Source organism: Streptococcus oralis, assembly GCF_023109155.1.
GTDB lineage: Bacteria > Bacillota > Bacilli > Lactobacillales > Streptococcaceae > Streptococcus > Streptococcus oralis_BZ.
The window spans coordinates 388,173-412,427 of record NZ_JALDUA010000002.1; the positions used below are offsets into that span (position 1 = coordinate 388,173).

The following is a 24,255-nucleotide window of genomic DNA, read 5'->3' on the forward strand; positions in this document are numbered from 1 at the left end:
GATATGCTTTCTATAGTCTATTCGTAAAAATCTTGTGGTTTTTAAGAAAATTTTATATAATGTGGATATATAAGAAGGGAGGATTCTATGAGACAGTCATTCAAACTAGTTCTAGATAAACTACATGGTTTTCTCAATGGGAATGATGATCATCCTCAAATCCAGGACAACTCCCTCACTGCTATGATTGAACAAGCCATCCAGAAAAAGACGGCTGTTCATGTCATACTTGCTGAGACAAGTTTTACAGGTGATATTGTCAAACACGATGCTAATCGCCAACAAATTATCGTCAAAAATTTTTCAAAAAATGTAACTCGAATCATTCGTATCAGTGATATTAAACGACTTCGTTTTGTCCCCTCAACCGTACAAAAAGCTCAGAAAAGTCTATTTAAGAAAGAGTGAGATGTTCTTTGCATCCCACTCTTTTTCTTAACGGATTTGTTCAAAATGAAGGTGAACGGCGATATGGTCACCATAGCCACTTCTCTCCAAATCGCGTTGCAAGCGATAAGAGATATAGTGTTCTGCAATAGTAATGTAGCCAGCTCCAAGTAAGCGGTGCTCAACCATTGATTGGATCATGCTGATAGTGGCACGTTCTACTTTTGCTTCTTCCAAGTCCAAAACGACTTTTTTAGTAACTTGAGCTAAGTTTTGACGTAAGTCATCAGTCAAAACATAAACTGTTTGAGCTGCTTTAAGAACAGCTTGGTAAATTTTATCAGGATCAAATTCAGCAATTTCTCCATTACGTTTGATTACTTGCATAAGGTTCTCCTTTATTCTTTGTTTTCTTTGATTTCAGCCAGCATCTTTTCTTCTTCGGCTGTTAGTTGATAGTTTTCTAGCAGATCAGGTCTGCGCTCGTAGGTTTTCTTTAGACTCTCATACAGTCGCCACTGGCGAATTTTTTCATGGTGTCCACTCATGAGAACATCTGGTACCACCATGCCTCGATAGTCATAAGGGCGTGTGTACTGAGGATATTCGAGGAGTCCCGAAGAAAAACTGTCATCTTGGTGGCTAGACTCCTTGCCAATCACTTCTGGAATCAAGCGAACAGTCGCATCTATCATGGTCATGGCCGCCAATTCTCCTCCAGTCAAGACATAGTCTCCTAGGGAAATCTCATCGGTTACCAGGGTCTTGATGCGCTCGTCATACCCTTCATAGTGACCACAGATAAAGATAAGTTCATCTTCCCGAGCCAAATCCTCAGCGTAAGCCTGATCAAACTGTTTCCCAGCAGGATCAAGGAGGATGACACGGGGATTTTTCTTTTCTATGGCATCAAAGGCATCGAAAATGGGTTGGGCTCGGAGCAACATCCCCTGACCGCCTCCGTAGGGCTCATCGTCAACATGACGGGCCTTTTCAGCGTATTCTCTGAAATTATGATACTGGATATCCAAAAGCCCTTTTTCTCGAGCCTTCCCAACAATCGAGTGTTCCAGCGGAGAAAACATCTCTGGAAAGAGGGTTAAAATATCAATCTTCATCGTCTAACCCTTCTAAGATTTCCACTTCGACCCGTTTGTTTGGAATATCAACATTGAGAACTACTGGCGGAATGTAGGGTAAAAGCAAATCTCGCTTACCTTTTCGCTTGACTACCCAGACATCATTGGCTCCTGGTTGTAGGATTTCCTTGATAGTTCCAATCAAGTTGTCACCCTCGTAAACATCCAAACCGATAATCTCGTGATAATAGAACTCCCCATCGTCTAGGTCGTTTAAATCTTCCTCAGTGACCTTGAGACTATAACCCTTGTACTTTTCAATCGCATTGATATGGTACATGTCTTTGAATTTGATAATGTCAAAATTCTTATGCTTACGGTGGCTAGCGATGATCACTGTTTGAACAAACTGATCTTTTTCATCAAATAAAGCCAGCTCTGCCCCTTTTTTAAACCGTTCCTCAGCAAAATCCGTCACAGACAAGACTCGCATCTCACCCTGCAGACCCTGTGTATTGACGATTTTCCCAACATTAAAGTAGTTCATCTTGTCTCCTGCACTCTCCTTCTTTCCATCTTATTCTAACAATTCTCGAATGATGGCCACAATTTTTTCTGATTCTGACCATTGTAAATAATGGTGATTTCCTCCTAAGATGATTTTAGTTTTGGAAGTCCAATATTCTGATTCTCTGTACTCTTTTTCTCTATAAGCCTGACAAAAAATAAAAACAGGAATATGAGCTTCAATAGATACATTCTCAAAATCTTTCTCAGTAATCTCACAATATATATGAAATTCTGGAACTTGTTTTTCCAACTCTAAGTCTTTTTCTTGCACTAATTCCCATATTCTTTTATTAGTTTCAGGGCTAAATGTTGCTTGAGTTAAGTTCTTAAAATAAACTTCAGGACCACACTCTTCAATCAGTCTCATCTGCTCTTCCATTTCTGGATAAGGATTTTCTGAAAAATCAGCAAACATGACTTTTTTAGTTGTCGGTTCAATTGTTACTAAAGCCTGACACTTAATTGATTTGTTCATCAATTTGCAAGCTAAAATTCCACTCAAACTATGAACACAAAGTATATATTCAGAAATCGCCAATTCTTCAAGTACTTCATAAACCGCGTCTACAAGATTGTCCAGATTTTTTCCAGATTGGTCATGAATCGGACTTCTACCTGTGTTCGGAAAATCAATTGTCAAATAACCAATTGTAGGGGGAAGTTTTTCAAGTATAAGTGAAAAATTTTCATAACTTGGTAGCAAACCTGCGCCATTTAAACAAACAAGCACTTTCTTTTCCTTTTTATAAGTAACAGAGAGACTGCCAATTTTTGTAGTTACTTCAAACCGTTTCATAAAGAAATCCACTCATTCTATAACAATGATTTATTAAAAACCCTTATTCTTTATTTTATCACGTTCCAGGGATTTTCACAAGTTGGATAAGTCCTATCTTACAAGGCTACTACTTCTTCAAAAAAATCACCAACTATCTGATTAAACTCTTTAGGGTGGTCATTCATCGGTTGGTGTTTGCTGTCTGAAATCGTTACTTGACGCGCATTGGGATTGAGAGCGATGATACCATCATAGATTATTTTTAGGTGTTTGGGGAAATCGTTTTCTCCTCTTACTAATAGCATGGGAGAATTTCCTTTATATCCTTCTATCTCATGGACTGCCAAGAAACCTGTGATTCCAAGGTTCAAGAAAACATCTCGCCCAGTTTCTATAATGGCCGTCTTGACCAATTCTCTTGTGATAGGGTTATCAGTACACATTTTTGAGTTTTTATCAGCAATCACCTTCCAAGGAATCGTCTTGTACATAAGAGAACTATATTTGATTCGACCTCTTTCTTTCTCTGATAGGTATCGATGCTGTCCCCAACTATCTACCATGACCAAGGCTAGGACTCTTTCTGGATGGCGATAGGTATACTCTTGAAGTGGATTTCCTCCCCAAGAATGACCAACCAATATCACCTTATCCAACTGGAAATAGGACAAAATGGCATCTACATCTTGAACAGCACCTTCCAAGTCAGGTAGACCAACTTTCATAGGTGATTCACCCTGCCCTCTAACATTGACAAAATAGAGGTCAAATCCCTCAAAGGCATCATACTGGTGGGCCCACATCTGACTACGTCCACAAGCTCCATGATAAAAAATAATATGCCCTTTACTTGCGTTTCCAGGACGATGATAAACAACCAAATCACAATCTACGACTGCTATAAGGTGACGTTCCAACACCTCAGATTCTCTGTTATAAAAAGCAATAGCTTCAGCTATATCATTTGGCTTCATTTCTACATTCGCTCCTCTTTATCCTGATATCATTCTTTGTATCTATTTTATCATGCTATATTAAAATCGTCGTTTTCTAAACTTAATTTCATTAAAAATTTTGAATTTTCTGCATCATTTAGATAAAGAAAAGACTGCTAAGCAATCTTTACTTTTTTCTCATCAGATTCATGCCTAAGATTCCAGCAATAATCAAAGTTGCTCCTATCACATGGTAGCTATAAATTGGTTCGTGGAGGATAAGAGCTCCAGCTAGAATGGTCAAAACTGTTCCAAGATTGCCAAAGACACTGACGGTTGATGCGCCGAGGCGAACGATAGCATAGATAGAAAGACTACCAGTCACGATAGATGCTAAAATTCCCAAATAGAGGATGGAAAGCAGATAGGGTACCTGTCCAAGTGGCGCAAAGTAAGCTAATATGTTCCCCTCTAGATAGTGAGAGGTCAGACTCAGCGAATTAAAGGTGACGAAGCCAACAAATATCACAACAACTGTCATATCCATAGCCCGATAGCGACCTCCTTTAGCCTTGCTGAGGATATTGTTTATCGCATTGGCGAGAACAGATCCCAACATCAAGAGAAAGCCCAAGCTAGCAGTTTCAGTGCTAAAGTTTGCTCCTTTACTAAGGAAGATGAAAACTACTCCTGCTACGGATAAAAGTAAAAAGAACTTTTGTAGCAAACTTGTCTTCTCCTTGAGAAAAACCGATGCTAAAAGGAGTGTAAAAATTGGGACAAGAGCTTGTAAAATTCCCGCTTCAGAAGACGATATATACTGTAAGGCAAAAGATTGAAAAATAAAAAAGAGAAGTGGATAGAAAAGACTCATAGGAAGAATAGAAAGAATATCTTTTCTACTTAAACTCACTTTGATAAGTTTGGTTTGATGAAGGATGACCAATACCAGAGCAGCGATTGTATAGCGATGCGCTAAGTTGGTGAGAGGACTGGCATAGCCTAAGGCAATCTTTGTAAATAAAAAAGAAAATCCAATGATTGCTGAAAAGGATAAGGCTGCTAGGTAAGCTTTTGTTTTCTCGTCCATAGAATGTTACTCCCTTTAAAAATAGCTATTCTCAAGATTAATTGACTAGAATTCTTTGAGGCTGTCTATCCATTTTAGCATAGTAAAATCCTAGATGCTATTTCTAGGATTGGTATTTTATTCCTTCTTTCACCGTTTATCTATTACATTAGCTAAAAAGGATTCAGCCAGTCTGATCTGCTTTTCTCGTTCTTCTCTCACAAGTTCTAACTTGTCTGCCTCTTGGAGATTCCTTACTTTGATAGCATAATCTGCGGAAACGATGGCGTGTCCTCTCATATGGGCTGTTGAAATAGCTTGTACAAAGACTCTGGCAGCGTACTTAGCGATTTGATTTTGGGCATTTTTAGAGAGGAGATTTGCTGCAAAACCTGCTTTTCTCAACTCATGAGGTGAGAACTCATCTCTCAATCGTGCATCAAAAGCCTCATAAGCTTGCCGAATTATTTTATTTTTCTCACCTTCATCACCGATATCAATTAAAGATAAGAAATCTCGCGAGTTCTCTAATGCCCATCGAGCTAGTTCTTTCTGAGGAAGTCTATCCAGTATTTGTTCTAGTTCCAATCTTTTCTCAGAGTCGTCCCAAATGGCAACTTTGTAAGGACTGGGTAGGTGATTCATTTTAGTCTTATAGGCAGTTCGTTCAAACTCATTCCATGCATAATCCTCTAGTCTCATTGCTTTCTCATTCTTTCTTACTAGCTAGCGTATGCTAGGAGAAACCTTTCATATTAGTCAAAAGAGATTACTCCTAGTTCTCTTGGAAGTTATCCAAAAATCCTTCCAAATCTCGTTCATGCTGATACTTGATTGCTGCCTTTTTGTCTTTTTCAAAAATGGTCTTGGTTAGATCTATGTCGTTGATGGCCGCAATTGCGACAGTGTAGTGAATGACATCAGCCAGTTCTTTTGCTAGTGCCTCGTTAGAATCCTGACCCCCCTCATTTCTACCAGAGCGACCATTCAAAACCTCAACTACTTCTCCGACTTCCTCCACTAGCTTCATAAAAAGACCTTCCTCAGTCCGAGACTGCTGGTAATGTTCCAGTAAGTAGTCTTATAATTGTCTAAACGTTAAATCCTTCATATCCTGCTCCTTGCAAAAAAAGCGAGACATTCGTCCCGCCCTTCTTATTTTTCGTCAATAACGATTCTTACTTTTTTGTCTTCAGTTGGGACAGAGTAGACAATCGTTCTTATCGCAGAAATAGTGCGACCCTTACGACCGATTACACGACCCACATCGCTTTGATCAAGATCTAAATGATATTCCAAAAACTCTGGTGTATCTTCAATCTTGATAGTTAAGGCATCTGGTTGTGAAATCAAGGGTTTCACAATTGCAATAATGAGATTTTCAATCGTATCCATCTGTCAACCTACTTTAAACTTATTTTGAGAATTTAGAATCGTGGAATTTTTTCAATACGCCTTCTTTTGAAAGGATGTTGCGAACTGTATCTGAAGGTTGAGCTCCATCAGCCAACCATGCAAGAACGCGGTCTTCTTTCAAAGTTACTTGGTTTTCAGCAACAAGTGGGTTGTAAGTTCCAACTGTTTCGATGAAACGTCCGTCACGTGGTGAACGTGAGTCTGCTACGTTGATACGGTAGAAAGGTTTTTTCTTAGAACCCATACGAGTCAAACGGATTTTAACTGCCATTTTTTAATGTCTCTTTTCTTATTTTTTATTTCGGTGAAATAGCTGAGCTATTTAGCACATGTTCTATTATAGCAGATTTCTGACAGGTGTCAAGAAAAAAACTTGACAGACTATTATTTTTTCAGATTCGCCCCAAAAAACTTAAATAAATTGATTTTAAATTAAAAAAACTTATAAATGCTTGATTTCACCTACAAAAAAGAGTAAAATAGAGTCAGAAAGCAGGTGAATTTATGTACCAAGCACAACGATTAGAAGAAATCATAACACTTTTAGAAGAGAGAGGAAGCCTTTCAGCAAAAGAAATGGTTGACTATTTCCAAGTATCCAAAGATACCATCCGCAGAGATTTTTCTATTCTTGCAAAGGAAAATAGAGCACAAAGAACTCACGGAGGATTGCTATCAATAAAGAAACAGCCTATACTGGGCTTTAAAGACAGGAGAGAACAATCTTCCAAAGAAAAAGAGAAAATCGCCTCTCTAGCAAAGGAACTCATTTCTAATGGAGACCTACTATTCTTTGATGTTTCAACAACTGTACTAGAATTAGCTAAAATACTTGAGAAAGAAGTTAGTATTTTCAGTCATTCATTAGATAATGCGCTTATTCTAGGAGGAAAAGAAAATGTCGATTTTCACATTCTAGGCGGAAAGTTTCATAAAAAGAATCGTTTCTATTACTCTCTAGAAGAATCGGACATTTTAAACTCTATTAAGTTTGATTTAGCTTTTTTTGGAGCTGCAAGTCTTTCAGATAGTCAAGTTAGTTTTGAAGACCAAGAAGATGTTCTAATGAAAAAGAGAGCATTTAAAACAAGCAAAACTCGTGTCTTACTGGCTGAAACCAGTAAAATAAGTAAACACTCTCACTTTATTCTGTCTGAACTAGCTGATTTTGATTATTGGATTACAGACAAAGAACCCGATATAGAAATTCAGCGATCTTTAGATGGCAAAACAACTATTCTATTTTAAAAGGGAGGAAGCTATGAGAAATATTAAATTGATTATAAGCGATATTGACGGAACAATTTTAGACAAAAATCACCAGATAGACTCTTATTTGCCTGAACTGATGCCAATTTTAAAACAAAAAGAAATCCCTTTTGTCTTAGCTTCTGCTCGCTCTCCTCTCGGTATTGCTCCAATTTCTAGAAAACTAGGAATTTCCGACTTTCCAATTGCATGCTATAATGGTGCCCTAATCAGTAAGGGGGATGAGGTTCTAAGTCAGCATTCTATTGATAAAAAAGAATTGGCATTTCTTCATGATTTTTTAAAAAGAGAATTTCCGACAGTTTCTATCAATGTTTATTCTGGACAAGATTGGTTTGTTAATACTTTAGATAAATGGGTACAAATCGAAGCTAACATTACTGGAGAAAGTCCAAAAGTTACATCTATAACAGATTTTATAAGAGAGGAACATACTCTTGTTCATAAACTATTATTAATTGATAAAGCAGACACTATACAGAAACTACAAAACATCTTATCCATTATGGATTTCCCTCAAACCGACTTTTATCTCTCCAAGGATAACTATCTTGAAGTCACACATAATCAAGTGTCTAAAAAACAGGCTCTGTTAGAATTGGCTAACTATTATCAAATTCCTCTCAAGGAGATTATGACCTTGGGTGACAATTATAATGATATTCCCATGATTGAAACCGCAGGTCTCGGTATTGCAATGGGAAATGCTCCTACAGATGTCAAAGACTGTGCAAATGTAGTAACATACTCTAATGAACAAAATGGAGTAAGTCAAGCTATAAAATTACATGTATTAGCAAAATAACCTCATTTTAAAATTTGAAATCCACTTCCTTTTAAGGTACAATGGTAGAAATGAATTTTTGAGAGGTTAACAATGAAAAAACTAGCAACCCTTCTTTTACTATCAACGGTAGCCCTTGTTGGATGTACTAGTATCCAACGTAGTCTCCGTGGTGATGACTATGTCGACTCTAGTCTTGCAGCAGAAGAAAGCTCAAAAGCAGCTGCTCAGGCTGCCAAAGATTTGAATGACGCATTGACCAATGACAATGCCAACTTCCCTCAACTTTCTAAGGAAGTTGCTGAAGATGAAGCTGAGGTCATTTTACACACAAATCAAGGCGATATCCGTATCAAACTCTTTCCAAAACTAGCACCTCTTGCGGTTGAAAACTTCCTTACTCACTCTATGGAAGGCTACTATAACGGCATCACCTTCCACCGTGTCATTGATGGATTTATGGTCCAAACTGGAGATCCTAAGGGAGATGGTACAGGTGGCCAATCTATCTGGCATGATAAGGATAAAACAAAGGACAAGGGAACTGGTTTTAAAAATGAAATCTCTCCTTACCTATACAATATCCGAGGAGCCCTTGCTATGGCTAACACTGGTCAACCAAACACCAACGGTAGCCAATTCTTCATCAACCAAAATTCAACAGATATTTCAGCTAAACTCCCTACAAGCAAATATCCAAAGAAAATCATCGAAGCCTATAAAGAAGGTGGAAATCCAAGTCTAGACGGCAAACACCCTGTCTTTGGTCAAGTCATCGATGGCATGGATGTTGTTGACAAGATTGCCAAAGCTGAAAAAGATGAGAAAGACAAACCAACGTCTGCTATCACCATTGATAGTATTGAAGTGGTGAAAGACTACGACTTCAGTAAAAAATAAGCCATCAACAGATAAGGAGACGATGACATGATTTTATTTTGGGGTTCTAAAGGTTATCAGAAAGATTTGGGACATACGCAAACTGCGATCGAATGTGGTCACTGTAACAATGTCGACACTTGGGAGATCGTAGAAACTGGACGCAAATTTACCCTCTACTGGATTCCACTTTTTCCTTATGGTAAAAGTTACTTCGTTTCTTGTCCGATTTGCCACTACGGTAAAGAAATTGAGAAATCTGAAGTTGAAAGCTATTTAAATTACTAGTCAAAAAAGCCAAGTCATTTCAACTTGGCTTTTTTACTGCTTTTAAGTTAGCTTGTTAAAGTCCCAGATTTGGTCCATCCAGCCTTCATAGAAGTCTGGTTCGTGGCAAACCATGAGAATGCTTCCTTTGTATTCTTTAAGCGCCCGTTTGAGTTCATCCTTGGCATCTACATCCAAGTGGTTGGTCGGCTCGTCCAGCACTAAGACGTTGTTTTCACGATTCATCAAGAGACAGAAACGCACCTTAGCTTGTTCACCACCTGACAAGACCTGAATTTGACTTTCGATGTGCTTGGTTGTCAAACCACAACGAGCAAGGGCCGCACGAACTTCTGCCTGATTGAGTGCTGGGAAGGCGTTCCAGACCGCTTCTAGAGGTGTTTGACGATTGCCACCTTCTACTTCTTGCTCAAAATAACCAAGTTCTAGGTAATCACCACGTTCAACTTCTCCAGCGATTGGTGGAATAATCCCCAAGAGAGACTTCAAGAGAGTTGTTTTCCCAATACCATTGGCTCCAATGATAGCAACTTTTTGATTGCGTTCAAAAGTAAGATTTAAGGGTTTGGTAAGGGGACGGTCATAACCAATCTGCAAGTCCTTGGCTTGGAAGATAAAGCGCCCAGGGGTGCGAGCTGGTTTGAAATCAAAGGACGGCTTTGGTTTCTCGCTTTGTAGTTCAATAATATCCATCTTATCGAGTTTCTTTTGACGGGACATGGCCATGTTACGTGTTGCGACACGCGCTTTGTTTCGAGCCACGAAATCCTTGAGTTCTGCAATCTCTTTCTGTTGACGTTCATAGGCCGCTTCTAACTGAGATTTCTTCATAGCATAGACTTCTTGGAACTGGTAGTAGTCACCAGAATAGCGAGTCAATTGTTGATTTTCAACATGATAGACGATATTGATTACGTCGTTGAGGAAAGGAATATCGTGCGAAATAAGGACAAAGGCATTCTCATAGTTTTGGAGATAACGCTTGAGCCAGTCAATGTGTTCAGCATCCAAGTAGTTGGTTGGCTCGTCAAGCAGCAAAATATCTGGCTTTTCGAGGAGGAGTTTAGCCAAAAGCACCTTGGTTCTTTGTCCACCTGATAAGGCTGTTACATCTGTATCCATGCCATAGTCCATGACACCGAGAGCACGCGCTACTTCATCAATCTTAGCATCCAAAGTATAGAAATCTCGACTCTCCAAACGGTCTTGGAGCTCTCCTACTTCCTCCATCAGCGCATCAATATCCGCCCCGTCTTCTGCCATTTCCATATAGAGGTCATTGATACGAGCTTCTGCTTTAAATAGCTCATCAAAGGCTGTACGCAAGACATCACGCACGGTTTGACCTTCCTTTAGCACAGCGTGCTGATCCAGGTAGCCAGCAGTCACATACTTAGACCACTCCACCTTCCCTTCATCTGGCAGCATTTTACCAGTCACGATACTCATAAAGGTTGATTTTCCTTCACCATTGGCACCGACAAGACCGATGTGCTCTCCCTTTAGAAGACGGAAGGACACATCTTCAAAAATTGCACGGTCACCAAAACCGTGACTTAAATTTTTAACTTCTAAAATACTCATTCTAATTCCTTATCTTGTTTTTATGCAGTCCTTTATAGAGGACCCAAGCCAGATAGCCTCCCAGGGTATTGGTCCACAAATCATCAATCTCAAAGACGCGATTAAAATCAAAGAAAAAGTCTAAGACCAGTTGCGTGCACTCGATTCCTAAACTCAGTAGAAAGCTGAGAAGGATGATTTTTTTGGTTTGTCGCAAGTTTGGGCAGAGATAGATCAGTTGAAAGACTAGTGGGAAAAGCAAGAAGACATTTAAAATGTTCTGCAAAAAGATCCAAAGGACTTGTCCCAAACTAGTCACTTCACCCAGTTTCCAAAAGGAGTTTAAGGGAGTTAAAAGAAAAACCAGGCGTCCAAAAGTTTGAATACCTGGAGTTTCCACTCCTGTAGGAAGTTGAGGTTGGGGAGTAAAACAAAAACAGACAATGCAAAGACTGTAAATAGCCACTCCCAATCTTAAGATTAATTCTCTTTTTTTAGTCATTTTATGGATTTACCGCTGCGACTGCCTTCTGGCGGTCACGTTTCATTGTATTGGAGCGTAATTGTCCACAAGCCGCATCAATATCTGTACCATGCTCTTGACGGACAACACAGTTGACCCCTTTTTTCTTGAGGGTATCGTAGAAGGCCATCACGCGCTCTTTAGGACTACGGCTATATTGGTCATGTTCACTAACTGGGTTATAGGGAATCAAGTTGACATATGACAATTTCTTGATGTTTTTGAGCAATTCAGCCAATTCCAAGGCTTGTTCAACGCCATCGTTGACTTCATTGAGCATGATATATTCAAAGGTCACACGGCGATTGGTTGTTTCGATATAATACTCAATAGCTGCAAAGAGCTTTTCAATCGGAAAGGCACGGTTAATCTTCATGATGCTTGAGCGCAATTCATTATTGGGTGCGTGAAGAGACACAGCCAGATTGACCTGTACACCTTCATTAGCAAAGTCACGAATTTTATGGGCCAAACCTGAGGTTGAAACAGTGATGTGACGAGCACCGATAGCCATTCCCTTGTCATCATTGATGGTACGGACAAAATTCAAAACATTGTTGTAATTATCAAATGGTTCACCAATTCCCATAACAACGATATGGCTGACACGTTCGTCCTGACCACGTTCATCAAAGTATTTCTGAACCAACATGATCTGCGCTACGATTTCCCCGTTATTGAGGTCACGTTGTTTCTTGATCAAGCCTGATGCACAGAAGGTACAACCGATATTACAGCCAACCTGAGTGGTCACACAGACTGACAAACCGTAGTGTTGACGCATGAGTACTGTCTCAATCAACATGCCATCTGGCAACTCGAAAAGATACTTAACCGTACCGTCAGCTGACTCTTGTACAATCCTTTGTTTCAAAGGATTGACCACAAACTGGTCATTGAGCTTGGCAATCAAACCCTTGGAAAGGTTGGTCATTTCTTCAAATGACTGGACACGTTTACGGTAAAGCCATTCCCAGATTTGATCTGCTCGGAATTTCTTTTCTCCTTGTTCTAATACCCATTCTTGCATGGTTTGACGTGTTAAACTATAAATAGACGGTTTCATCTCTTCTCCTTATTCTCTATCTATTTCTGACGAATGACAAAATGGCGCTGTCCCTTGTCCTCTTTCTGAGACTTTTGGTCCTTATGACGACGTCTATTTCTCTTATCCGCATTTGGTTTTCTCTTGTTTTGCGAAGGTTTCTTTCCTCTTCTAGGAAGGTTTTCCTCTTCCTTTTTACGCATTTTCTTGTCAAATGACGCACGCTTAGGTGCTTGGTTTTCTAAGACAAAATAAGCACAACCATAACTACAGTACTCCAAAAGATAATCTTGTAAGCGACTAATCTTTTCATTTTTTTCCTCAGTACGTTCATCTTTGTAGAAACCGCGAAGGCGAAGCTGTTCATTGCTCCAGTCCCCCACGACATAATCAAACTTGGTCAACACTTCTGAGAAGCGTTGATTAAAGACTGTCACATCGAAGGCATCCTTGATATTTTCAACCAAGGTAAAAGCAATCCCTTCAGTCTCAACCTTATCCCCATTTACCTGAAATTCTGGGCCAGGAAACTTGTTATAGTTGTATAATTCAGGTGCAATTTCTTTACGCATAGTCTTCCTTTTCCACGATTACTTAACACTTTATTTTACCATAATTTCTAGCAGTTAGCACGTTTCTCATAAAAATGAAAAAAGTCTGACGATTCTGTCAGACTTCTGCTTTATAACCTTAAAAAGAGAAGATTGACTCTTCCCTCCATATTTTATTATTTGGCTGCTACGTAAAGCTCATCTACTTTGTTCCAGTTAATCACTGAGAAGAAAGCTTTGATGTAGTCAGGACGTACATTGCGATATTTCACGTAGTAAGCATGTTCCCAAACGTCCAAGCCCAAGATTGGTTTTTTGCCTTCTGAGATTGGTGTATCTTGGTTTGCTGTTGAAGTCACTTCAAGCTTCCCTTCTTTGTTGACAACCAACCATGCCCATCCAGAACCGAAGCGAGTTGTAGCTGCTGCTGTAAAGGCTGCTTGGAACTCTTCAAATGAACCAAATGTTGCATCGATTGCTGCTGCAAGTTCTGCTGAAGGAGCAGTCTTTTCAGGAGTCATCAATTCCCAGAAAAGAGCGTGGTTCAAGTGTCCACCACCATTGTTGATAAGTGCTTGACGGATATCAGCTGGGATAGAATCTACATCAGCAAGCAAAGCTTCAAGGTCTTCACCAATTTCAGGGTGTTTTTCAAGAGCAGCATTGGCATTGTTGACGTAGGTTTGATGGTGCTTGTCATGGTGCAAGTGCATTGTCTCTGCATCGATGTATGGTTCCAAAGCGTCGTATGCGTATGGAAGGTCTGGTAAGATAATAGCCATCTGTAATACCTCTTTTTCTTTCTATATGAAAATGATAACGCAATCATCCTCTTTTTTCAAGTTTTTTGCTCAATTTGCCTCTGTCGCGATCTGCAAAAGTGCCTTTTCAAACAGGTAGCCTTTTTCATAGACACCTGTCTTAATCTGGTAGTCTGTTTCAATCAAATAAGAAATCGCTCGCTTGAGAAAGGCCAAAGAAATCCCTCTCGAATCTCTCAGTGCAAACTTGATTTGATAAGGATTAGGATTGCGCCCCAAGTAAGTTCCCAGACTGCTTACAATCTGCGATTCCGTCTGACCAGTTTCTGATAAAATCTTCACTTGGGTAAAGGTACGAAACTGTCCTAACATGACAGCTATGAGCTTGATCTCATCCTCCCCTTGCAAGGTCAAGTCTCTAACCAGGTCACGGGCCAGGTCAATCTTCTTAACTAAAATAAGCTGAGTCAAATCAAAAATATTGTCCTGCAGAGTCTTTGGAATAGCCTCGACAATATCCTTCTCCTCAATCACGCCGTCTGATTTATAAGACTGTAAAAAAAGGAGGTTTTTCTGGATTTCACTAAATTGAAAACCAGACTTGAGAAGTAGATTTTCAAAGGATTGCCCCACAAACTGCAGACCTTGTGTCTGACTCCATTTTTGGAAATACTGGCGCAGTTCTTGTTCCTTGGGTTCAATAGCATCAAATACAGTCGCATCTCGTTTGAGCAATTTGACCAGCCGTCTCTTACTATCTAGCTTTCCTTCTGCAAATATCAATAACTTGGTTGTTGGCGAAGGGTTATCAAGGTATGCCTCAAACGACTTGAGCTCATCATCTGCTAAAAAGCGTTTCTTGGCTGTTGTGATATCGACAAAATGGTCTAATATCACGATTTTCTCATCCGCAAAGAAAGGGAGACTGACCAGCTCCAACTCTAAGTCTTTATAAGCTACTTCTTTCATATCAAAGTAAGCAAAATTGAGATCAGCTGGATCATAACCAATCTGTTTCAACACTTGACTCTTCATAACTTCAAACTGGCCCTGATCTGTCCCTGTAAATAGATTCAAGCTAGATAGATTTGATAAAGTCAACGTCTGACTGTCTTCAATGGCAAGCATCATCTCTCCTTTCTTCTGATTTTTTATTAAACTTAATCAATATAGCACAATTTCCCACGGAAATCTTCTAGGCTCTCGTATCCTTTTTCCGCCATGATTGCTTTTAGTTCATTGGTAATGCGTTCAAAAGCACTGATACCTTCTTTGTGAAGAGTGGTCCCTACTTGCACCATACTAGCACCGCAGAGGATATGTTCAAAGGCATCACGACCCGTAAGAACGCCACCCGTTCCGATGATTTGGATTTGGGGATTTAAACGTTGGTAAAAGGCGTGCACATTCGCTAGAGCAGTCGGTTTGATATACTCTCCACCAATGCCACCAAAACCATTTTTAGGACGAATCACGACTGACTCGTCTTCTATGTAAAGACCGTTTCCGATAGAGTTAACACAGTTGACAAACTTAAGTGGATACTTGTTAAAAATAGCTGCCGCTTGATCAAAGTGGACAATATCAAAATATGGTGGCAACTTGATTCCAAGAGGTTTGGTAAAGTAGGCAAATACTTCTGCCAAGATACGGTCTGTTGTTTCAAAATCATAGGCAATCTGAGGTTTTCCTGGAACATTTGGGCAAGAAAGATTAAGCTCTGTCAGTCCCTTAAACTCGCTCTCTTGAACTTTTTTCAGGATGGTATGTGTTTCTTCTGGAGACATGCCAACTAGAGATAGGAAGAAAGTACGGTTTGGCTCTTTTTCCTGCAAGTCCAAAAGATAGTCCAGATAGTAGTCTAAGCCATTATTTGGCAAGCCCATGGAGTTGATAGAACCAAGTGGAACATCCTGGTAACGTGGTTCAGGATTTCCCTGACGGAAGTCCAAGGTCGCAGTCTTCGTAACAAAAGTACCTGCCGCTGAGTTTTTGACCCCTTCAAGCTCTCCTATCGTCATACAAGCCACACCCGCTGCATTCATCAAGCAATTGTCAAACTCAAATCCAGCTATTTGTGTTTTCGTTGATACCATGATTCTAATCCTCCTGATTCCTTTTATTTCTAATATTATACCATACTTTAAGATTTTCTCTTTGAGAAACTAATTTCTATATAAAACGTTCGGTTTTGTAAATTGAAAGAATTTTTAGAAAATTTCTGTTTTTTTCTTTACACTCAAAAAAAATTCTGCTATAATGGCTCATGTAATAAAATATAACAACAAAAAGGAGAACGATATGACATCTGCTAAAGAATATATCCAAAGCGTGTTTGAAACTGTAACAGCTCGTAACGGGCATGAGGCTGAATTTCTCCAGGCGGTTGAAGAATTCTTCAGCACTTTGGAACCTGTATTTGAAAAACATCCTGAGTATATCGAAGAAAACATCTTGGCACGCATCACTGAGCCTGAGCGCGTGATTTCTTTCCGTGTTCCTTGGGTTGACCGTGAAGGTAAAGTACAAGTCAACCGTGGTTACCGTGTTCAATTCAACTCAGCTGTTGGACCATATAAAGGCGGACTTCGTTTCCACCCAACTGTAAACCAAGGGATTTTGAAATTCCTCGGATTCGAACAAATCTTTAAAAATGTCTTGACTGGACTTCCTATCGGTGGAGGTAAAGGGGGATCAGACTTCGATCCTAAAGGCAAAACTGATGCTGAAGTGATGCGCTTCTGCCAAAGCTTCATGACTGAATTGCAAAAATACATCGGACCATCACTTGACGTTCCAGCTGGTGATATTGGTGTTGGTGGACGTGAAATTGGTTACCTTTACGGACAATACAAACGTCTTAACCAATTTGATGCGGGTGTCTTGACTGGTAAACCTCTTGGATTTGGTGGTAGTTTGATTCGTCCAGAAGCAACTGGTTATGGTTTGGTTTACTACACTGAAGAAATGCTCAAAGCTAATGGTAACAGTTTTGCTGGTAAGAAAGTGGTCATTTCAGGTTCTGGTAACGTAGCTCAATACGCTCTTCAAAAAGCAACTGAACTTGGCGCTACTGTCATCTCTGTATCTGACTCAAACGGTTATGTCATCGATGAAAACGGTATTGATTTCGACCTTTTGGTTGATGTTAAAGAAAAACGCCGTGCTCGTTTGACTGAGTATGCAGCTGAGAAAGCAACTGCTACTTACCATGAAGGTTCTGTCTGGACTTACGCTGAGAACTACGACATCGCTCTTCCATGTGCGACTCAAAACGAAATCAATGGTGACGCTGCTAAACGTTTGGTTGCTCAAGGTATTATCTGCGTATCAGAAGGTGCCAACATGCCGAGCGACCTTGACGCGATTAAAGTCTACAAAGAAAACGGAATCCTTTACGGACCTGCCAAAGCTGCCAACGCTGGAGGTGTAGCTGTATCAGCACTTGAAATGAGCCAAAACAGCCTTCGCCTTTCATGGACCCGTGAAGAAGTTGATGGACGCCTCAAAGACATCATGACCAACATCTTCAATACAGCTAAAACAACTGCTGAAACATACGGACTTGGTACTGACTACCTTGCAGGAGCAAATATCGCTGCCTTCGAAAACGTAGCAAACGCTATGATTGCACAAGGTATTGTTTAATTAGTCGATACATCCTATCGGAGGACAAATGATGAACTTACGGCCAATGGAAGTAAGAGACAATCCAGCTGTAGCGCAGCTCATTCGAGCCAGCCTAGAAGAATTCGGGCTTGACAAACCAGGAACTGTCTACTTTGATTCTCATCTAGATCATTTGGCCGACTATTATCAACAGCAAGAGAGAGCAGCTTACTTTGTTCTGGAAGATGAAGGACAGCTGGTTGGCTGTGGTGGCTTTGCACCTGTGTCCGATAAGATTGCTGAATTACAAAAACTGTATGTCACTAAAAATAGCCGTGGCAAAGGTTATTCCAGCAGGTTGATAAAGCGAATATTCCAGGAAGCCCGCCTAGCAGGTTATGAACAGCTTTATCTAGAAACCTCTACTGAACTGGCTACGGCTGTGTCCATCTATCAGCACTATGGTTTTACATCACTGCAAGAACCACTTTCTAACGCTGCCGGCCACCCAGCTATGAATATCTGGATGATAAAATCCTTCTCATCAGATGAATAGATGGCAATATACTATGGTCGACTTGAGGACATCAGTATCAAGCTCCTCAAGACAGCTAAAATAACTTTTAAAAATGTAGCCAAGGCTATGATAGTAAAGGTATTGTTTCAGCACTATCACACTAGAATAAATCCGACTGCTTATAAAAGCAGCCGGATTTTTATATATCTAATTTTTCAAAAAATTTGCCTGTTAACTGCTTTTCTTTTAACTTCTCCAGCAGTTCATTTTCCAGAAAAGGACTTAGTTCGTCAAAATCTTGGCAAACCTTAAAAACCGTCTCTCTATCCATCTGACCATAAGCTAATTCGTAATAGTCCTTATTATGATGCCAGTTCTGGTCATAGTTAACGTCTGTACGTTGATAGTAAACGATGTTTTGCTTCAGAGTCAGGTAAAGCTTCTGTGTTAGAATACTTTTCTGATCTTTGGATAATTTACTGCGACTGAAAATCTTAACACCTTGAAAAATCTTGTGCTCATGAATACCTTGATTTGTGACTTTCAATTCAACTCTTTTATAGTACATATAGTCACCTCCAGAAACTACCTACATTATATCAGATTTTGGCAGATTATCAAGCCAAAGTGTCATTTCCAAAAGTCTTTAGTCGCCTCTAAAATCTCTTCTGTAGGCGTCACTGTTGCTTCAATAATAGTCTTGCCAGTCTTTTTCAGATAGGCTTGTATCAGATGATAACCATAAGCATAGCCTGCAGCATAGGGCATTCCAACCGGTATTTGACCCTGTATCTCCGCGATTTCATCACCGTATAGATAAGGAGCCATTTCCGCCATCCCTGTTAGCTGAAGCTGACTTGAGATGATGGGCTTAATCTCTTCTAACTGCTCTGGACTGGTTGAAGTAACCCAAGGCCCAATGAGATCCTTACCATAGAGCTCAGCCGCAAAAGACTCTGCCAAGCCTTCACTGACTACCCAGTCTGCTAATGTCGTCTGCTGATTCCATTTGATAAATTGGAAGCGGACATTATGGTTGCACTCATGAGCTAGCGCTGCTTGTACTCGTGGCAAAGTATAGTCATTTGGTAGTAGACTAAGCATGAGGTAGCCTGGAATTCCACCATCTCCACTGTATCCCTTATTAATCTGTAGCATAGGTTTTTCTGGATTGCCCAATAAAATAGTAAAATGGTAATCCTCAACCTCTAAGTTATAGCCAGCCTGCTCAAAAAGCCCAATACTCCTTTTGATGGTATCCTGGCAGTCCTGCCAGAGTTGATCAGAGCTCAGAGAGTCGATAGCTGGTCTATCCTTTTCTGAGAGAGTTGAGGGTAACTGATTCATAAAACCAAGTAGGAAAAGAGCATCAAATCCTCCAGAATACTTTGCTTTCAGAGGAATGTGTTGCGTTTGGTATTTGGTTGCAAAAGGTGCTAATATTTTAGCTCGAAAGCAACCTTCTCTCTTTTCTAAAGGGAGCTCGAGCATCTCTTGGTAAACTTTATCTGAACGAATCATATTGATTTTCATAGTAATCTCCTTTCTTATTTACTATTAGTATAATCCCTTCCCTAAGGTCAGGGTCAAGAAGAAAATTGAAATATCTATTAAAATTTCATTGAAATTACCTCAAACCGTTCGAAAATTACCTTCAATAAAGTTCTTTAATACTGAGATTGTAATATCCGGAGTATCAATAAATTAAAAACTTACTTTTCTACTGTTCATAGGAATGATGATAGCAGAAAAAAATAAATCCTGAAGGGTAAAAACTTGTATCATTTTTTATGGAAAGCCTATTATTCAAAACTTGTTTGTCTCCTAGATAAACTATATAATTAGTTTGCCCCATTTGTACCCCATGAAATATAAAAAGAAAAACCGCTACTCCTAAGAATAGCGGTTTTATCATGTTTTTAAGCTACTAATGTAGTTGCTCTATTATTTAAGAGTAACTGAAGCTCCAGCTTCTTCCAATTTAGCTTTGATTTCTTCAGCTTCTGCAGTTGGAACGCCTTCTTTGATGACACCTGGTGCACCATCAACAAGTTCTTTAGCTTCTTTAAGTCCAAGACCAGTGATTTCACGTACAACTTTGATAACGCCAACTTTTTTGTCACCGGCAGCTGTCAACTCAACGTCAAATGAGTCTTTAGCAGCACCAGCGTCAGCAGCACCAGCTGCAGCAACAGCTACAGGAGCAGCTGCAGTTACACCAAATTCTTCTTCGATAGCTTTTACAAGGTCGTTCAATTCAAGGATTGAAGCTTCTTTAATTTCAGCAATAATGTTTTCAATGTTCAATGCCATTGTTATTTCCTCCAAATAAGTTTTTAATTTTATAATAGTTTTTTCGTAGCTAAGCTACGCTGCGTAGCTTAAGATTAAGCTGCGTCTTCTTTGTTGTCTGCAACCGCTTTGACTGCAAGAGCAACGTTGCGCACTGGCGCTTGAAGTACAGAAAGGAGCATAGAAAGAAGCCCTTCGCGGTTTGGAAGAGTTGCAAGAGCAACGATTTCTTCTTTAGATGCGACAGCGCCTTCGATTGCACCACCTTTGATTTCAAGTGCTTCAGCGTTTTTAGCAAAATCGTTCAAGATTTTCGCTGGTGCGATAACATCTTCGTTAGAAAATGCTACTGCAGATGGTCCAACAAAAACAGATGCAAGATCTTCAAGACCAGCTTTTTCAGCTGCACGACGTAAGATTGAGTTTTTAATTACTTTATACTCAACTTCGCTTCCACGAAGCTCACGACGAAGAACTGTATCTTGTTCAACTGTCAAACCACGAGCGTCTACAACGACGATTGATGCAGCAGCTTTCATTTTCTCAGCTACTACGTCAACTAGTTCCGCTTTCTTAGCAATAATTGCTTCACTCATTAGTGTGTTCACCTCCGTAATTATTTTGCTTGGGGAATTTTTCCAAAAGAAAAACGCGCCCAAACCTAGACACGAAAGTACAATACGCTTCTTTTTACATGATACGTTTTGTCCTCGGTAGGATCTTTATGAGTCGAGCTCCCCTACTGTCTTAGGCAGTTTTTTCAAACCGTATATAAGTATAGCATAGACAAAAAAAGAATGCAAGATTTTTGCAAACTTTTTTTAAATTTTTTTAAATCTCTACTGTCAAAACTTTGCCTTGCTTAACCACCTGTTCTCCAGCGATATAAACATCATCAACATCACTGGATTTGACAGCATAAACGAGGTGAGAGAGCATATTTTTCTGAGGTTGAAGATGGATTTTTCCTTGTGGTTGAATGACCAGAAAATCTGCCTGTTTGCCGACTTCTAGGCTTCCTATCTGCTTTTCCATTCCTAGAACCTTAGCTCCTTCGATTGTCAGTGCCTTAAGGGCTGTTTCGATAGGAAATTGGCTGGCATCTCCACTTTTCATCTTTTGAAGAAGGGCTGCTGTCCGTCCTTCCTCAAACATATCTAGATTGTTATTGGAAGCAACCGAGTCTGTCGCAATTCCGACTGCTACTCCTGCTTTTTGGAGTTGGATGATTGGAGCAATCCCTGAGGCCAGTTTGAGGTTACTGATAGGATTATGGGCGATTGCCACATGAGAAGTTGCCAAGCGTTCAATTTCTCGCTCGTTTAGCTCGACCCCATGAGCAAAGACAGACGGATGATCTAAATAACCCAGTTCTTCTAGAAAGGCGAGGGGACGTTTGCCATAGCGTTTGAGGATAATTCCTGACTCTTCCTTGGTCTCTGCCACATGGATATGGATAGGAATGTCCAGCTTTTTTGCCATATCTAAGCTCGCTTCCAGCAAGTCTCTACTACAGCTGTAGGGAGAATGTGGAGCTACCATAACCTTGAAATTTGGGTTTTCATATCCTAAGATTTCCTCTATGATGGCTCGGGTTCTGCTTATGGTCTCAGCAGTTGTTTCTGCCTCTGAAGAAAAGAGGGTCGGTGAGAAATAACAACTCATCTTGGAAGCCTTAACTGCCTGATAAATTTGCTCAATATCCACACCATTGGGATTATACATATCGTTGAAGGTTGTTGTTCCTGACTGGAGCATCTCTGTCAGAGCTTCTTTGACTGCCTTGGTAGTCATATCGGGAGTAAATCCTGCTTCTGCTGGCCAGATATAGTCATTGAGCCATTCGTGGAGATTGCTGTCATCCTGAATTCCTCGCAAACCTGTCATGACAGAATGGGTGTGGCAATTAACCAAACCAGGCATGATCCAGGCTCCCTGATAGTCTATAATCTGCTCAGCTTGCTCTAAAATCTCTGACTCCTCTTGGCCGACATAGACGATTTGAGAATCCTTAACGGCTAAGACACCATCCAAATAAACATGGAAATCTTGGTCACAAGTCACGATATTTACATGCTGATAGACTTTCATTGTTTTCTCCTTCTAAGACCCTGATTTTTTCTAGCTATTGTAACAAAAAAGTCACCCGAAGGCAACTTTTTTTGTCCATAAGATTTCAAAATAGAAAGGATTATTTAGAGCTAAAAGCTGCAGCCTTTTGCATTTGGTAATACTTGCCCTTTCTAGCCATGAGATCCTGATGGTTACCATGCTCCACGATGTCACCATCCACCAAGACTAGAATCAGATCCGCATCCTGAATAGTTGACAAACGGTGAGCAATGATAAAGCTTGTGCGCCCCTTCATGAGTTTGGCAAAGGCATCCTGTACCAGCACTTCTGTCCGTGTATCGATGGAGGAAGTTGCCTCGTCTAAGATAAGAATCTTGGGAATAGCCAGAAAGACACGCGCAATGGTCAAAAGCTGAGCCTGACCAACAGAGAGTGATTCACCCGCATTTTCCAGTTTGGTATCATAGCCCTGCGGCAGTTGTTGGATGAAAAAGTCTGCATTGGCTGCCTTTGCAGCAGCAATCACCTGCTCCCTACTGGCATCAGGATCTCCAAAGGCAATATTGTCATGAATGGTCACTTGCTTGAGCCAAGTTTCTTGGAGCACCATGCCAAACTGCTGTCTCAATGATGCTCGGGTATAATCGTAAATAGAACGACCGTCTAACAAGATATCTCCCGAGTTAATAGGATAAAAACGCATGAGGAGATTGATGAGAGTTGACTTACCAGCACCTGTCGGACCAACGATGGCCACCTTGCTACCAGCTGGGATATCGATAGACAAATCCTTAATCAAGATTTTTTCAGGATGGTAGCCAAAAGAAACATGTTTAAAGGAAATGGCTCCCTTCACTTGGTCACTAGTCAAGATTTCCTTACCTGTTTCAGCCACCTCTGGACTTTCTAAGACAGCATAGACGCGCTCTGCGCAAGCGAGAGCACTTTGCAACTCGGCTAGAACAGAAGAAATATCGTTAAAGGGCTTGGTGTACTGTTGGACATAGTTCAAAAAAGTCACTAAACGCCCAATGGTCAAGGTTGAACCCATCATGATACGATAGGCTCCCACTCCAGCAAGAAGGGCATAAATGAGCGCATTGACAAAGCGTGTCGAAGGATTAACCGTTGATGAATAAAAGATGGCTGACTGAGAATAGCCTGCGTAGTTGGCATTCGCCTCATCCAGTTTTTGGATAAACTCTGTTTGAGCATTGAAGGACTGGATAATAGTCTGCTGGCTAAGCGATTCTTCAATCAACTGAGTCTGAATCCCCCTCGTCTCTGTTTGCTTCTGAAAGAGATGATAGGAGCGTTTGGCAATAAAGCGTGAAATCACCATGGACAGTGGCGTCAACAACAAGACCATGAGGGTCATGAGGAGATGAATTTGGAGCATTGCAAGAATACTAACCAAAATCATCAAGACGCCAATGAAAAATTGGTTAAAAATCATGGTCAAGCCAGCTGCCAACTGTTCTATATCTGTAGTCACACGACTGACCATCTCTCCACTGCCCTGCCGATCCACAAAAGCAATTGGTAAACGATGGAGCTTATGAATGATTCGCTCTCGCAAGTCTTTGGTATAAGAGAAGATTAGACGATTATAAAGAAGAGGATTGGCCCATTGTACCAGAGTATTTCCTATGACTACCAAGATCATCTGAATGAAAATCTGCCAAAAAACTGGTGAAGAATCAGCAACTAGGACCTGGTCAATGACCTGCCCAATCAGAATAGGTAAGTAAATTGATAAGCCAACTTGGGCAATAGTTCCTAGAAAGGCTAGGAAAAGGAGGAAAGGATGGCTTAATAAATCCTTAGCCAAACGCTTGAGCGTCTGGTTTGCAGTTTGTCGTTTCAT

Annotated in this window: 30 protein-coding genes and 1 other annotated feature; of the genes, 7 read left to right on the forward strand and 23 right to left on the reverse strand. The window is 40.3% G+C overall.

Annotation, left to right across the window (positions count from 1 at the left end):
- Positions 1–87 precede the first annotated feature (87 nt).
- Positions 88–408: a eukaryotic translation initiation factor 4 gamma gene (locus tag M1F63_RS05895; RefSeq protein ID WP_247940950.1), complete on the forward strand. Its 321-nt coding sequence runs from the start codon at positions 88–90 to the stop codon at positions 406–408.
- Between the two features lie 27 nt (positions 409–435).
- Here M1F63_RS05895 and M1F63_RS05900 read toward each other — a convergent pair whose 3' ends face one another.
- From M1F63_RS05900 to rpsP, 10 genes are all read right to left on the reverse strand, one after another.
- Complete coding sequence (locus tag M1F63_RS05900; protein ID WP_001196045.1) at positions 436–774, reverse strand: ATP cone domain-containing protein; 339 nt, start codon at positions 772–774, stop codon at positions 436–438.
- 11 nt (positions 775–785) lie between these two features.
- Positions 786–1,505, reverse strand: a complete 720-nt coding sequence (gene trmD / locus M1F63_RS05905; RefSeq protein ID WP_045591011.1) for a tRNA (guanosine(37)-N1)-methyltransferase TrmD — start codon at positions 1,503–1,505, stop codon at positions 786–788.
- Positions 1,495–2,013, reverse strand: coding sequence for a ribosome maturation factor RimM (gene rimM / locus M1F63_RS05910; protein ID WP_045591002.1), 519 nt, complete (start codon positions 2,011–2,013; stop codon positions 1,495–1,497). Before rimM ends, trmD begins: the two co-directional genes overlap by 11 nt.
- Before the next feature lie 30 nt (positions 2,014–2,043).
- A complete protein-coding gene (locus tag M1F63_RS05915) occupies positions 2,044–2,832 on the reverse strand; it encodes an alpha/beta hydrolase family protein (RefSeq protein WP_045591001.1) in 789 nt (262 codons plus the stop codon).
- Positions 2,833–2,930: 98 nt separating this feature from the next.
- Complete coding sequence (locus tag M1F63_RS05920) at positions 2,931–3,788, reverse strand: alpha/beta fold hydrolase (protein ID WP_247940951.1); 858 nt, start codon at positions 3,786–3,788, stop codon at positions 2,931–2,933.
- A gap of 148 nt (positions 3,789–3,936) precedes the next feature.
- The gene (locus M1F63_RS05925; RefSeq protein ID WP_247940952.1) at positions 3,937–4,839 is read right to left on the reverse strand and encodes a DMT family transporter; all 903 of its coding nucleotides are present in this window, start codon (positions 4,837–4,839) and stop codon (positions 3,937–3,939) included.
- A gap of 129 nt (positions 4,840–4,968) precedes the next feature.
- Positions 4,969–5,520, reverse strand: a complete 552-nt coding sequence (locus M1F63_RS05930; protein ID WP_247940953.1) for a putative immunity protein — start codon at positions 5,518–5,520, stop codon at positions 4,969–4,971.
- Between the two features lie 73 nt (positions 5,521–5,593).
- Positions 5,594–5,890: a MazG nucleotide pyrophosphohydrolase domain-containing protein gene (locus M1F63_RS05935; protein ID WP_247941006.1), complete on the reverse strand. Its 297-nt coding sequence runs from the start codon at positions 5,888–5,890 to the stop codon at positions 5,594–5,596.
- An 83-nt stretch (positions 5,891–5,973) separates the two neighbouring features.
- Positions 5,974–6,213, reverse strand: coding sequence for an RNA-binding protein KphA (gene kphA, locus M1F63_RS05940; protein ID WP_000379617.1), 240 nt, complete (start codon positions 6,211–6,213; stop codon positions 5,974–5,976).
- A gap of 19 nt (positions 6,214–6,232) precedes the next feature.
- Complete coding sequence (rpsP, locus tag M1F63_RS05945; RefSeq protein WP_000268760.1) at positions 6,233–6,505, reverse strand: 30S ribosomal protein S16; 273 nt, start codon at positions 6,503–6,505, stop codon at positions 6,233–6,235.
- Positions 6,506–6,738: 233 nt separating this feature from the next.
- Between rpsP and M1F63_RS05950 the strand changes: the two genes are divergently transcribed.
- The 4 genes from M1F63_RS05950 to M1F63_RS05965 all read left to right on the forward strand — a co-directional run bounded on the left by M1F63_RS05950 (position 6,739) and on the right by M1F63_RS05965 (position 9,454).
- On the forward strand, positions 6,739–7,482 hold the full coding sequence (locus M1F63_RS05950) for a DeoR/GlpR family DNA-binding transcription regulator (protein WP_045590969.1): 744 nt from the start codon (positions 6,739–6,741) through the stop codon (positions 7,480–7,482).
- Between the two features lie 13 nt (positions 7,483–7,495).
- Complete coding sequence (locus M1F63_RS05955; protein ID WP_045591646.1) at positions 7,496–8,308, forward strand: Cof-type HAD-IIB family hydrolase; 813 nt, start codon at positions 7,496–7,498, stop codon at positions 8,306–8,308.
- 72 nt (positions 8,309–8,380) lie between these two features.
- Positions 8,381–9,187, forward strand: coding sequence for a peptidylprolyl isomerase (locus M1F63_RS05960; RefSeq protein WP_247940954.1), 807 nt, complete (start codon positions 8,381–8,383; stop codon positions 9,185–9,187).
- Between the two features lie 27 nt (positions 9,188–9,214).
- A complete protein-coding gene (locus M1F63_RS05965) occupies positions 9,215–9,454 on the forward strand; it encodes a zinc-ribbon domain-containing protein (RefSeq protein ID WP_000600216.1) in 240 nt (79 codons plus the stop codon).
- A 42-nt stretch (positions 9,455–9,496) separates the two neighbouring features.
- On the opposite strand, the gene M1F63_RS05970 is transcribed toward M1F63_RS05965, so the two are convergent.
- From M1F63_RS05970 to M1F63_RS06000, 7 genes are all read right to left on the reverse strand, one after another.
- Positions 9,497–11,038 (reverse strand): ABC-F family ATP-binding cassette domain-containing protein, encoded by a 1,542-nt coding sequence (locus M1F63_RS05970; RefSeq protein ID WP_247940955.1) that lies wholly within the window; start codon positions 11,036–11,038, stop codon positions 9,497–9,499.
- 1 nt (position 11,039) lies between these two features.
- Positions 11,040–11,519, reverse strand: a complete 480-nt coding sequence (locus M1F63_RS05975; protein ID WP_000163102.1) for a VanZ family protein — start codon at positions 11,517–11,519, stop codon at positions 11,040–11,042.
- Between the two features lies 1 nt (position 11,520).
- Positions 11,521–12,606 (reverse strand): dual-specificity RNA methyltransferase RlmN, encoded by a 1,086-nt coding sequence (gene rlmN, locus M1F63_RS05980; protein WP_247940956.1) that lies wholly within the window; start codon positions 12,604–12,606, stop codon positions 11,521–11,523.
- A 20-nt stretch (positions 12,607–12,626) separates the two neighbouring features.
- Positions 12,627–13,157, reverse strand: a complete 531-nt coding sequence (locus tag M1F63_RS05985; protein ID WP_247940957.1) for a YutD family protein — start codon at positions 13,155–13,157, stop codon at positions 12,627–12,629.
- A gap of 155 nt (positions 13,158–13,312) precedes the next feature.
- Complete coding sequence (sodA, locus tag M1F63_RS05990; protein WP_247940958.1) at positions 13,313–13,918, reverse strand: superoxide dismutase; 606 nt, start codon at positions 13,916–13,918, stop codon at positions 13,313–13,315.
- Positions 13,919–13,987: 69 nt separating this feature from the next.
- Positions 13,988–15,025: a DNA polymerase III subunit delta gene (gene holA / locus M1F63_RS05995; RefSeq protein ID WP_247941007.1), complete on the reverse strand. Its 1,038-nt coding sequence runs from the start codon at positions 15,023–15,025 to the stop codon at positions 13,988–13,990.
- A gap of 32 nt (positions 15,026–15,057) precedes the next feature.
- Positions 15,058–15,993, reverse strand: coding sequence for a dihydroorotate oxidase (locus tag M1F63_RS06000; protein ID WP_247940959.1), 936 nt, complete (start codon positions 15,991–15,993; stop codon positions 15,058–15,060).
- A 205-nt stretch (positions 15,994–16,198) separates the two neighbouring features.
- Between M1F63_RS06000 and gdhA the strand changes: the two genes are divergently transcribed.
- Positions 16,199–17,545, forward strand: a complete 1,347-nt coding sequence (gene gdhA / locus M1F63_RS06005; protein ID WP_247940960.1) for an NADP-specific glutamate dehydrogenase — start codon at positions 16,199–16,201, stop codon at positions 17,543–17,545.
- A gap of 31 nt (positions 17,546–17,576) precedes the next feature.
- Positions 17,577–18,062 (forward strand): GNAT family N-acetyltransferase, encoded by a 486-nt coding sequence (locus M1F63_RS06010; RefSeq protein WP_125328390.1) that lies wholly within the window; start codon positions 17,577–17,579, stop codon positions 18,060–18,062.
- A 160-nt stretch (positions 18,063–18,222) separates the two neighbouring features.
- Here the strand turns inward: M1F63_RS06010 and M1F63_RS06015 are convergent, their stop codons facing one another.
- The 6 genes from M1F63_RS06015 to M1F63_RS06040 all read right to left on the reverse strand — a co-directional run bounded on the left by M1F63_RS06015 (position 18,223) and on the right by M1F63_RS06040 (position 24,255).
- On the reverse strand, positions 18,223–18,591 hold the full coding sequence (locus tag M1F63_RS06015) for an EXLDI protein (RefSeq protein ID WP_247940961.1): 369 nt from the start codon (positions 18,589–18,591) through the stop codon (positions 18,223–18,225).
- Positions 18,592–18,653: 62 nt separating this feature from the next.
- A complete protein-coding gene (locus tag M1F63_RS06020; protein WP_247940962.1) occupies positions 18,654–19,556 on the reverse strand; it encodes a DUF2268 domain-containing putative Zn-dependent protease in 903 nt (300 codons plus the stop codon).
- A gap of 411 nt (positions 19,557–19,967) precedes the next feature.
- Positions 19,968–20,336: a 50S ribosomal protein L7/L12 gene (gene rplL, locus M1F63_RS06025; RefSeq protein WP_001196964.1), complete on the reverse strand. Its 369-nt coding sequence runs from the start codon at positions 20,334–20,336 to the stop codon at positions 19,968–19,970.
- A 74-nt stretch (positions 20,337–20,410) separates the two neighbouring features.
- Positions 20,411–20,911, reverse strand: a complete 501-nt coding sequence (gene rplJ / locus M1F63_RS06030; RefSeq protein ID WP_001287274.1) for a 50S ribosomal protein L10 — start codon at positions 20,909–20,911, stop codon at positions 20,411–20,413.
- A gap of 38 nt (positions 20,912–20,949) precedes the next feature.
- Positions 20,950–21,085: a sequence feature (ribosomal protein L10 leader region), on the reverse strand.
- A 61-nt stretch (positions 21,086–21,146) separates the two neighbouring features.
- Positions 21,147–22,406, reverse strand: coding sequence for a TRZ/ATZ family protein (locus M1F63_RS06035; protein WP_070697316.1), 1,260 nt, complete (start codon positions 22,404–22,406; stop codon positions 21,147–21,149).
- 100 nt (positions 22,407–22,506) lie between these two features.
- Positions 22,507–24,255 (reverse strand): ABC transporter ATP-binding protein, encoded by a 1,749-nt coding sequence (locus tag M1F63_RS06040; protein WP_247940963.1) that lies wholly within the window; start codon positions 24,253–24,255, stop codon positions 22,507–22,509.

What these genes read in the sequence shown, in the direction of transcription:
- rplL (WP_001196964.1), bottom strand. Translation starts at nt 20,336, where the DNA reads ATGGCATTGAACATTGAAAACATTATTGCTGAAATTAAAGAAGCTTCA.
- M1F63_RS05900 (WP_001196045.1), bottom strand. Translation starts at nt 774, where the DNA reads ATGCAAGTAATCAAACGTAATGGAGAAATTGCTGAATTTGATCCTGAT.
- M1F63_RS05925 (WP_247940952.1), bottom strand. Translation starts at nt 4,839, where the DNA reads ATGGACGAGAAAACAAAAGCTTACCTAGCAGCCTTATCCTTTTCAGCA.
- M1F63_RS05960 (WP_247940954.1), top strand. Translation starts at nt 8,381, where the DNA reads ATGAAAAAACTAGCAACCCTTCTTTTACTATCAACGGTAGCCCTTGTT.
- rpsP (WP_000268760.1), bottom strand. Translation starts at nt 6,505, where the DNA reads ATGGCAGTTAAAATCCGTTTGACTCGTATGGGTTCTAAGAAAAAACCT.
- M1F63_RS06020 (WP_247940962.1), bottom strand. Translation starts at nt 19,556, where the DNA reads ATGAAAATCAATATGATTCGTTCAGATAAAGTTTACCAAGAGATGCTC.
- holA (WP_247941007.1), bottom strand. Translation starts at nt 15,025, where the DNA reads ATGCTTGCCATTGAAGACAGTCAGACGTTGACTTTATCAAATCTATCT.
- rimM (WP_045591002.1), bottom strand. Translation starts at nt 2,013, where the DNA reads ATGAACTACTTTAATGTTGGGAAAATCGTCAATACACAGGGTCTGCAG.
- M1F63_RS05970 (WP_247940955.1), bottom strand. Translation starts at nt 11,038, where the DNA reads ATGAGTATTTTAGAAGTTAAAAATTTAAGTCACGGTTTTGGTGACCGT.
- M1F63_RS05975 (WP_000163102.1), bottom strand. Translation starts at nt 11,519, where the DNA reads ATGACTAAAAAAAGAGAATTAATCTTAAGATTGGGAGTGGCTATTTAC.
- M1F63_RS05915 (WP_045591001.1), bottom strand. Translation starts at nt 2,832, where the DNA reads ATGAAACGGTTTGAAGTAACTACAAAAATTGGCAGTCTCTCTGTTACT.
- rlmN (WP_247940956.1), bottom strand. Translation starts at nt 12,606, where the DNA reads ATGAAACCGTCTATTTATAGTTTAACACGTCAAACCATGCAAGAATGG.
- trmD (WP_045591011.1), bottom strand. Translation starts at nt 1,505, where the DNA reads ATGAAGATTGATATTTTAACCCTCTTTCCAGAGATGTTTTCTCCGCTG.
- M1F63_RS05930 (WP_247940953.1), bottom strand. Translation starts at nt 5,520, where the DNA reads ATGAGACTAGAGGATTATGCATGGAATGAGTTTGAACGAACTGCCTAT.
- rplJ (WP_001287274.1), bottom strand. Translation starts at nt 20,911, where the DNA reads ATGAGTGAAGCAATTATTGCTAAGAAAGCGGAACTAGTTGACGTAGTA.
- M1F63_RS05965 (WP_000600216.1), top strand. Translation starts at nt 9,215, where the DNA reads ATGATTTTATTTTGGGGTTCTAAAGGTTATCAGAAAGATTTGGGACAT.
- M1F63_RS05920 (WP_247940951.1), bottom strand. Translation starts at nt 3,788, where the DNA reads ATGAAGCCAAATGATATAGCTGAAGCTATTGCTTTTTATAACAGAGAA.
- M1F63_RS05985 (WP_247940957.1), bottom strand. Translation starts at nt 13,157, where the DNA reads ATGCGTAAAGAAATTGCACCTGAATTATACAACTATAACAAGTTTCCT.
- M1F63_RS06010 (WP_125328390.1), top strand. Translation starts at nt 17,577, where the DNA reads ATGAACTTACGGCCAATGGAAGTAAGAGACAATCCAGCTGTAGCGCAG.
- M1F63_RS06040 (WP_247940963.1), bottom strand. Translation starts at nt 24,255, where the DNA reads ATGAAACGACAAACTGCAAACCAGACGCTCAAGCGTTTGGCTAAGGAT.
- kphA (WP_000379617.1), bottom strand. Translation starts at nt 6,213, where the DNA reads ATGGATACGATTGAAAATCTCATTATTGCAATTGTGAAACCCTTGATT.
- M1F63_RS05895 (WP_247940950.1), top strand. Translation starts at nt 88, where the DNA reads ATGAGACAGTCATTCAAACTAGTTCTAGATAAACTACATGGTTTTCTC.
- M1F63_RS06000 (WP_247940959.1), bottom strand. Translation starts at nt 15,993, where the DNA reads ATGGTATCAACGAAAACACAAATAGCTGGATTTGAGTTTGACAATTGC.
- M1F63_RS05955 (WP_045591646.1), top strand. Translation starts at nt 7,496, where the DNA reads ATGAGAAATATTAAATTGATTATAAGCGATATTGACGGAACAATTTTA.
- sodA (WP_247940958.1), bottom strand. Translation starts at nt 13,918, where the DNA reads ATGGCTATTATCTTACCAGACCTTCCATACGCATACGACGCTTTGGAA.
- gdhA (WP_247940960.1), top strand. Translation starts at nt 16,199, where the DNA reads ATGACATCTGCTAAAGAATATATCCAAAGCGTGTTTGAAACTGTAACA.
- M1F63_RS06015 (WP_247940961.1), bottom strand. Translation starts at nt 18,591, where the DNA reads ATGTACTATAAAAGAGTTGAATTGAAAGTCACAAATCAAGGTATTCAT.
- M1F63_RS06035 (WP_070697316.1), bottom strand. Translation starts at nt 22,406, where the DNA reads ATGAAAGTCTATCAGCATGTAAATATCGTGACTTGTGACCAAGATTTC.
- M1F63_RS05950 (WP_045590969.1), top strand. Translation starts at nt 6,739, where the DNA reads ATGTACCAAGCACAACGATTAGAAGAAATCATAACACTTTTAGAAGAG.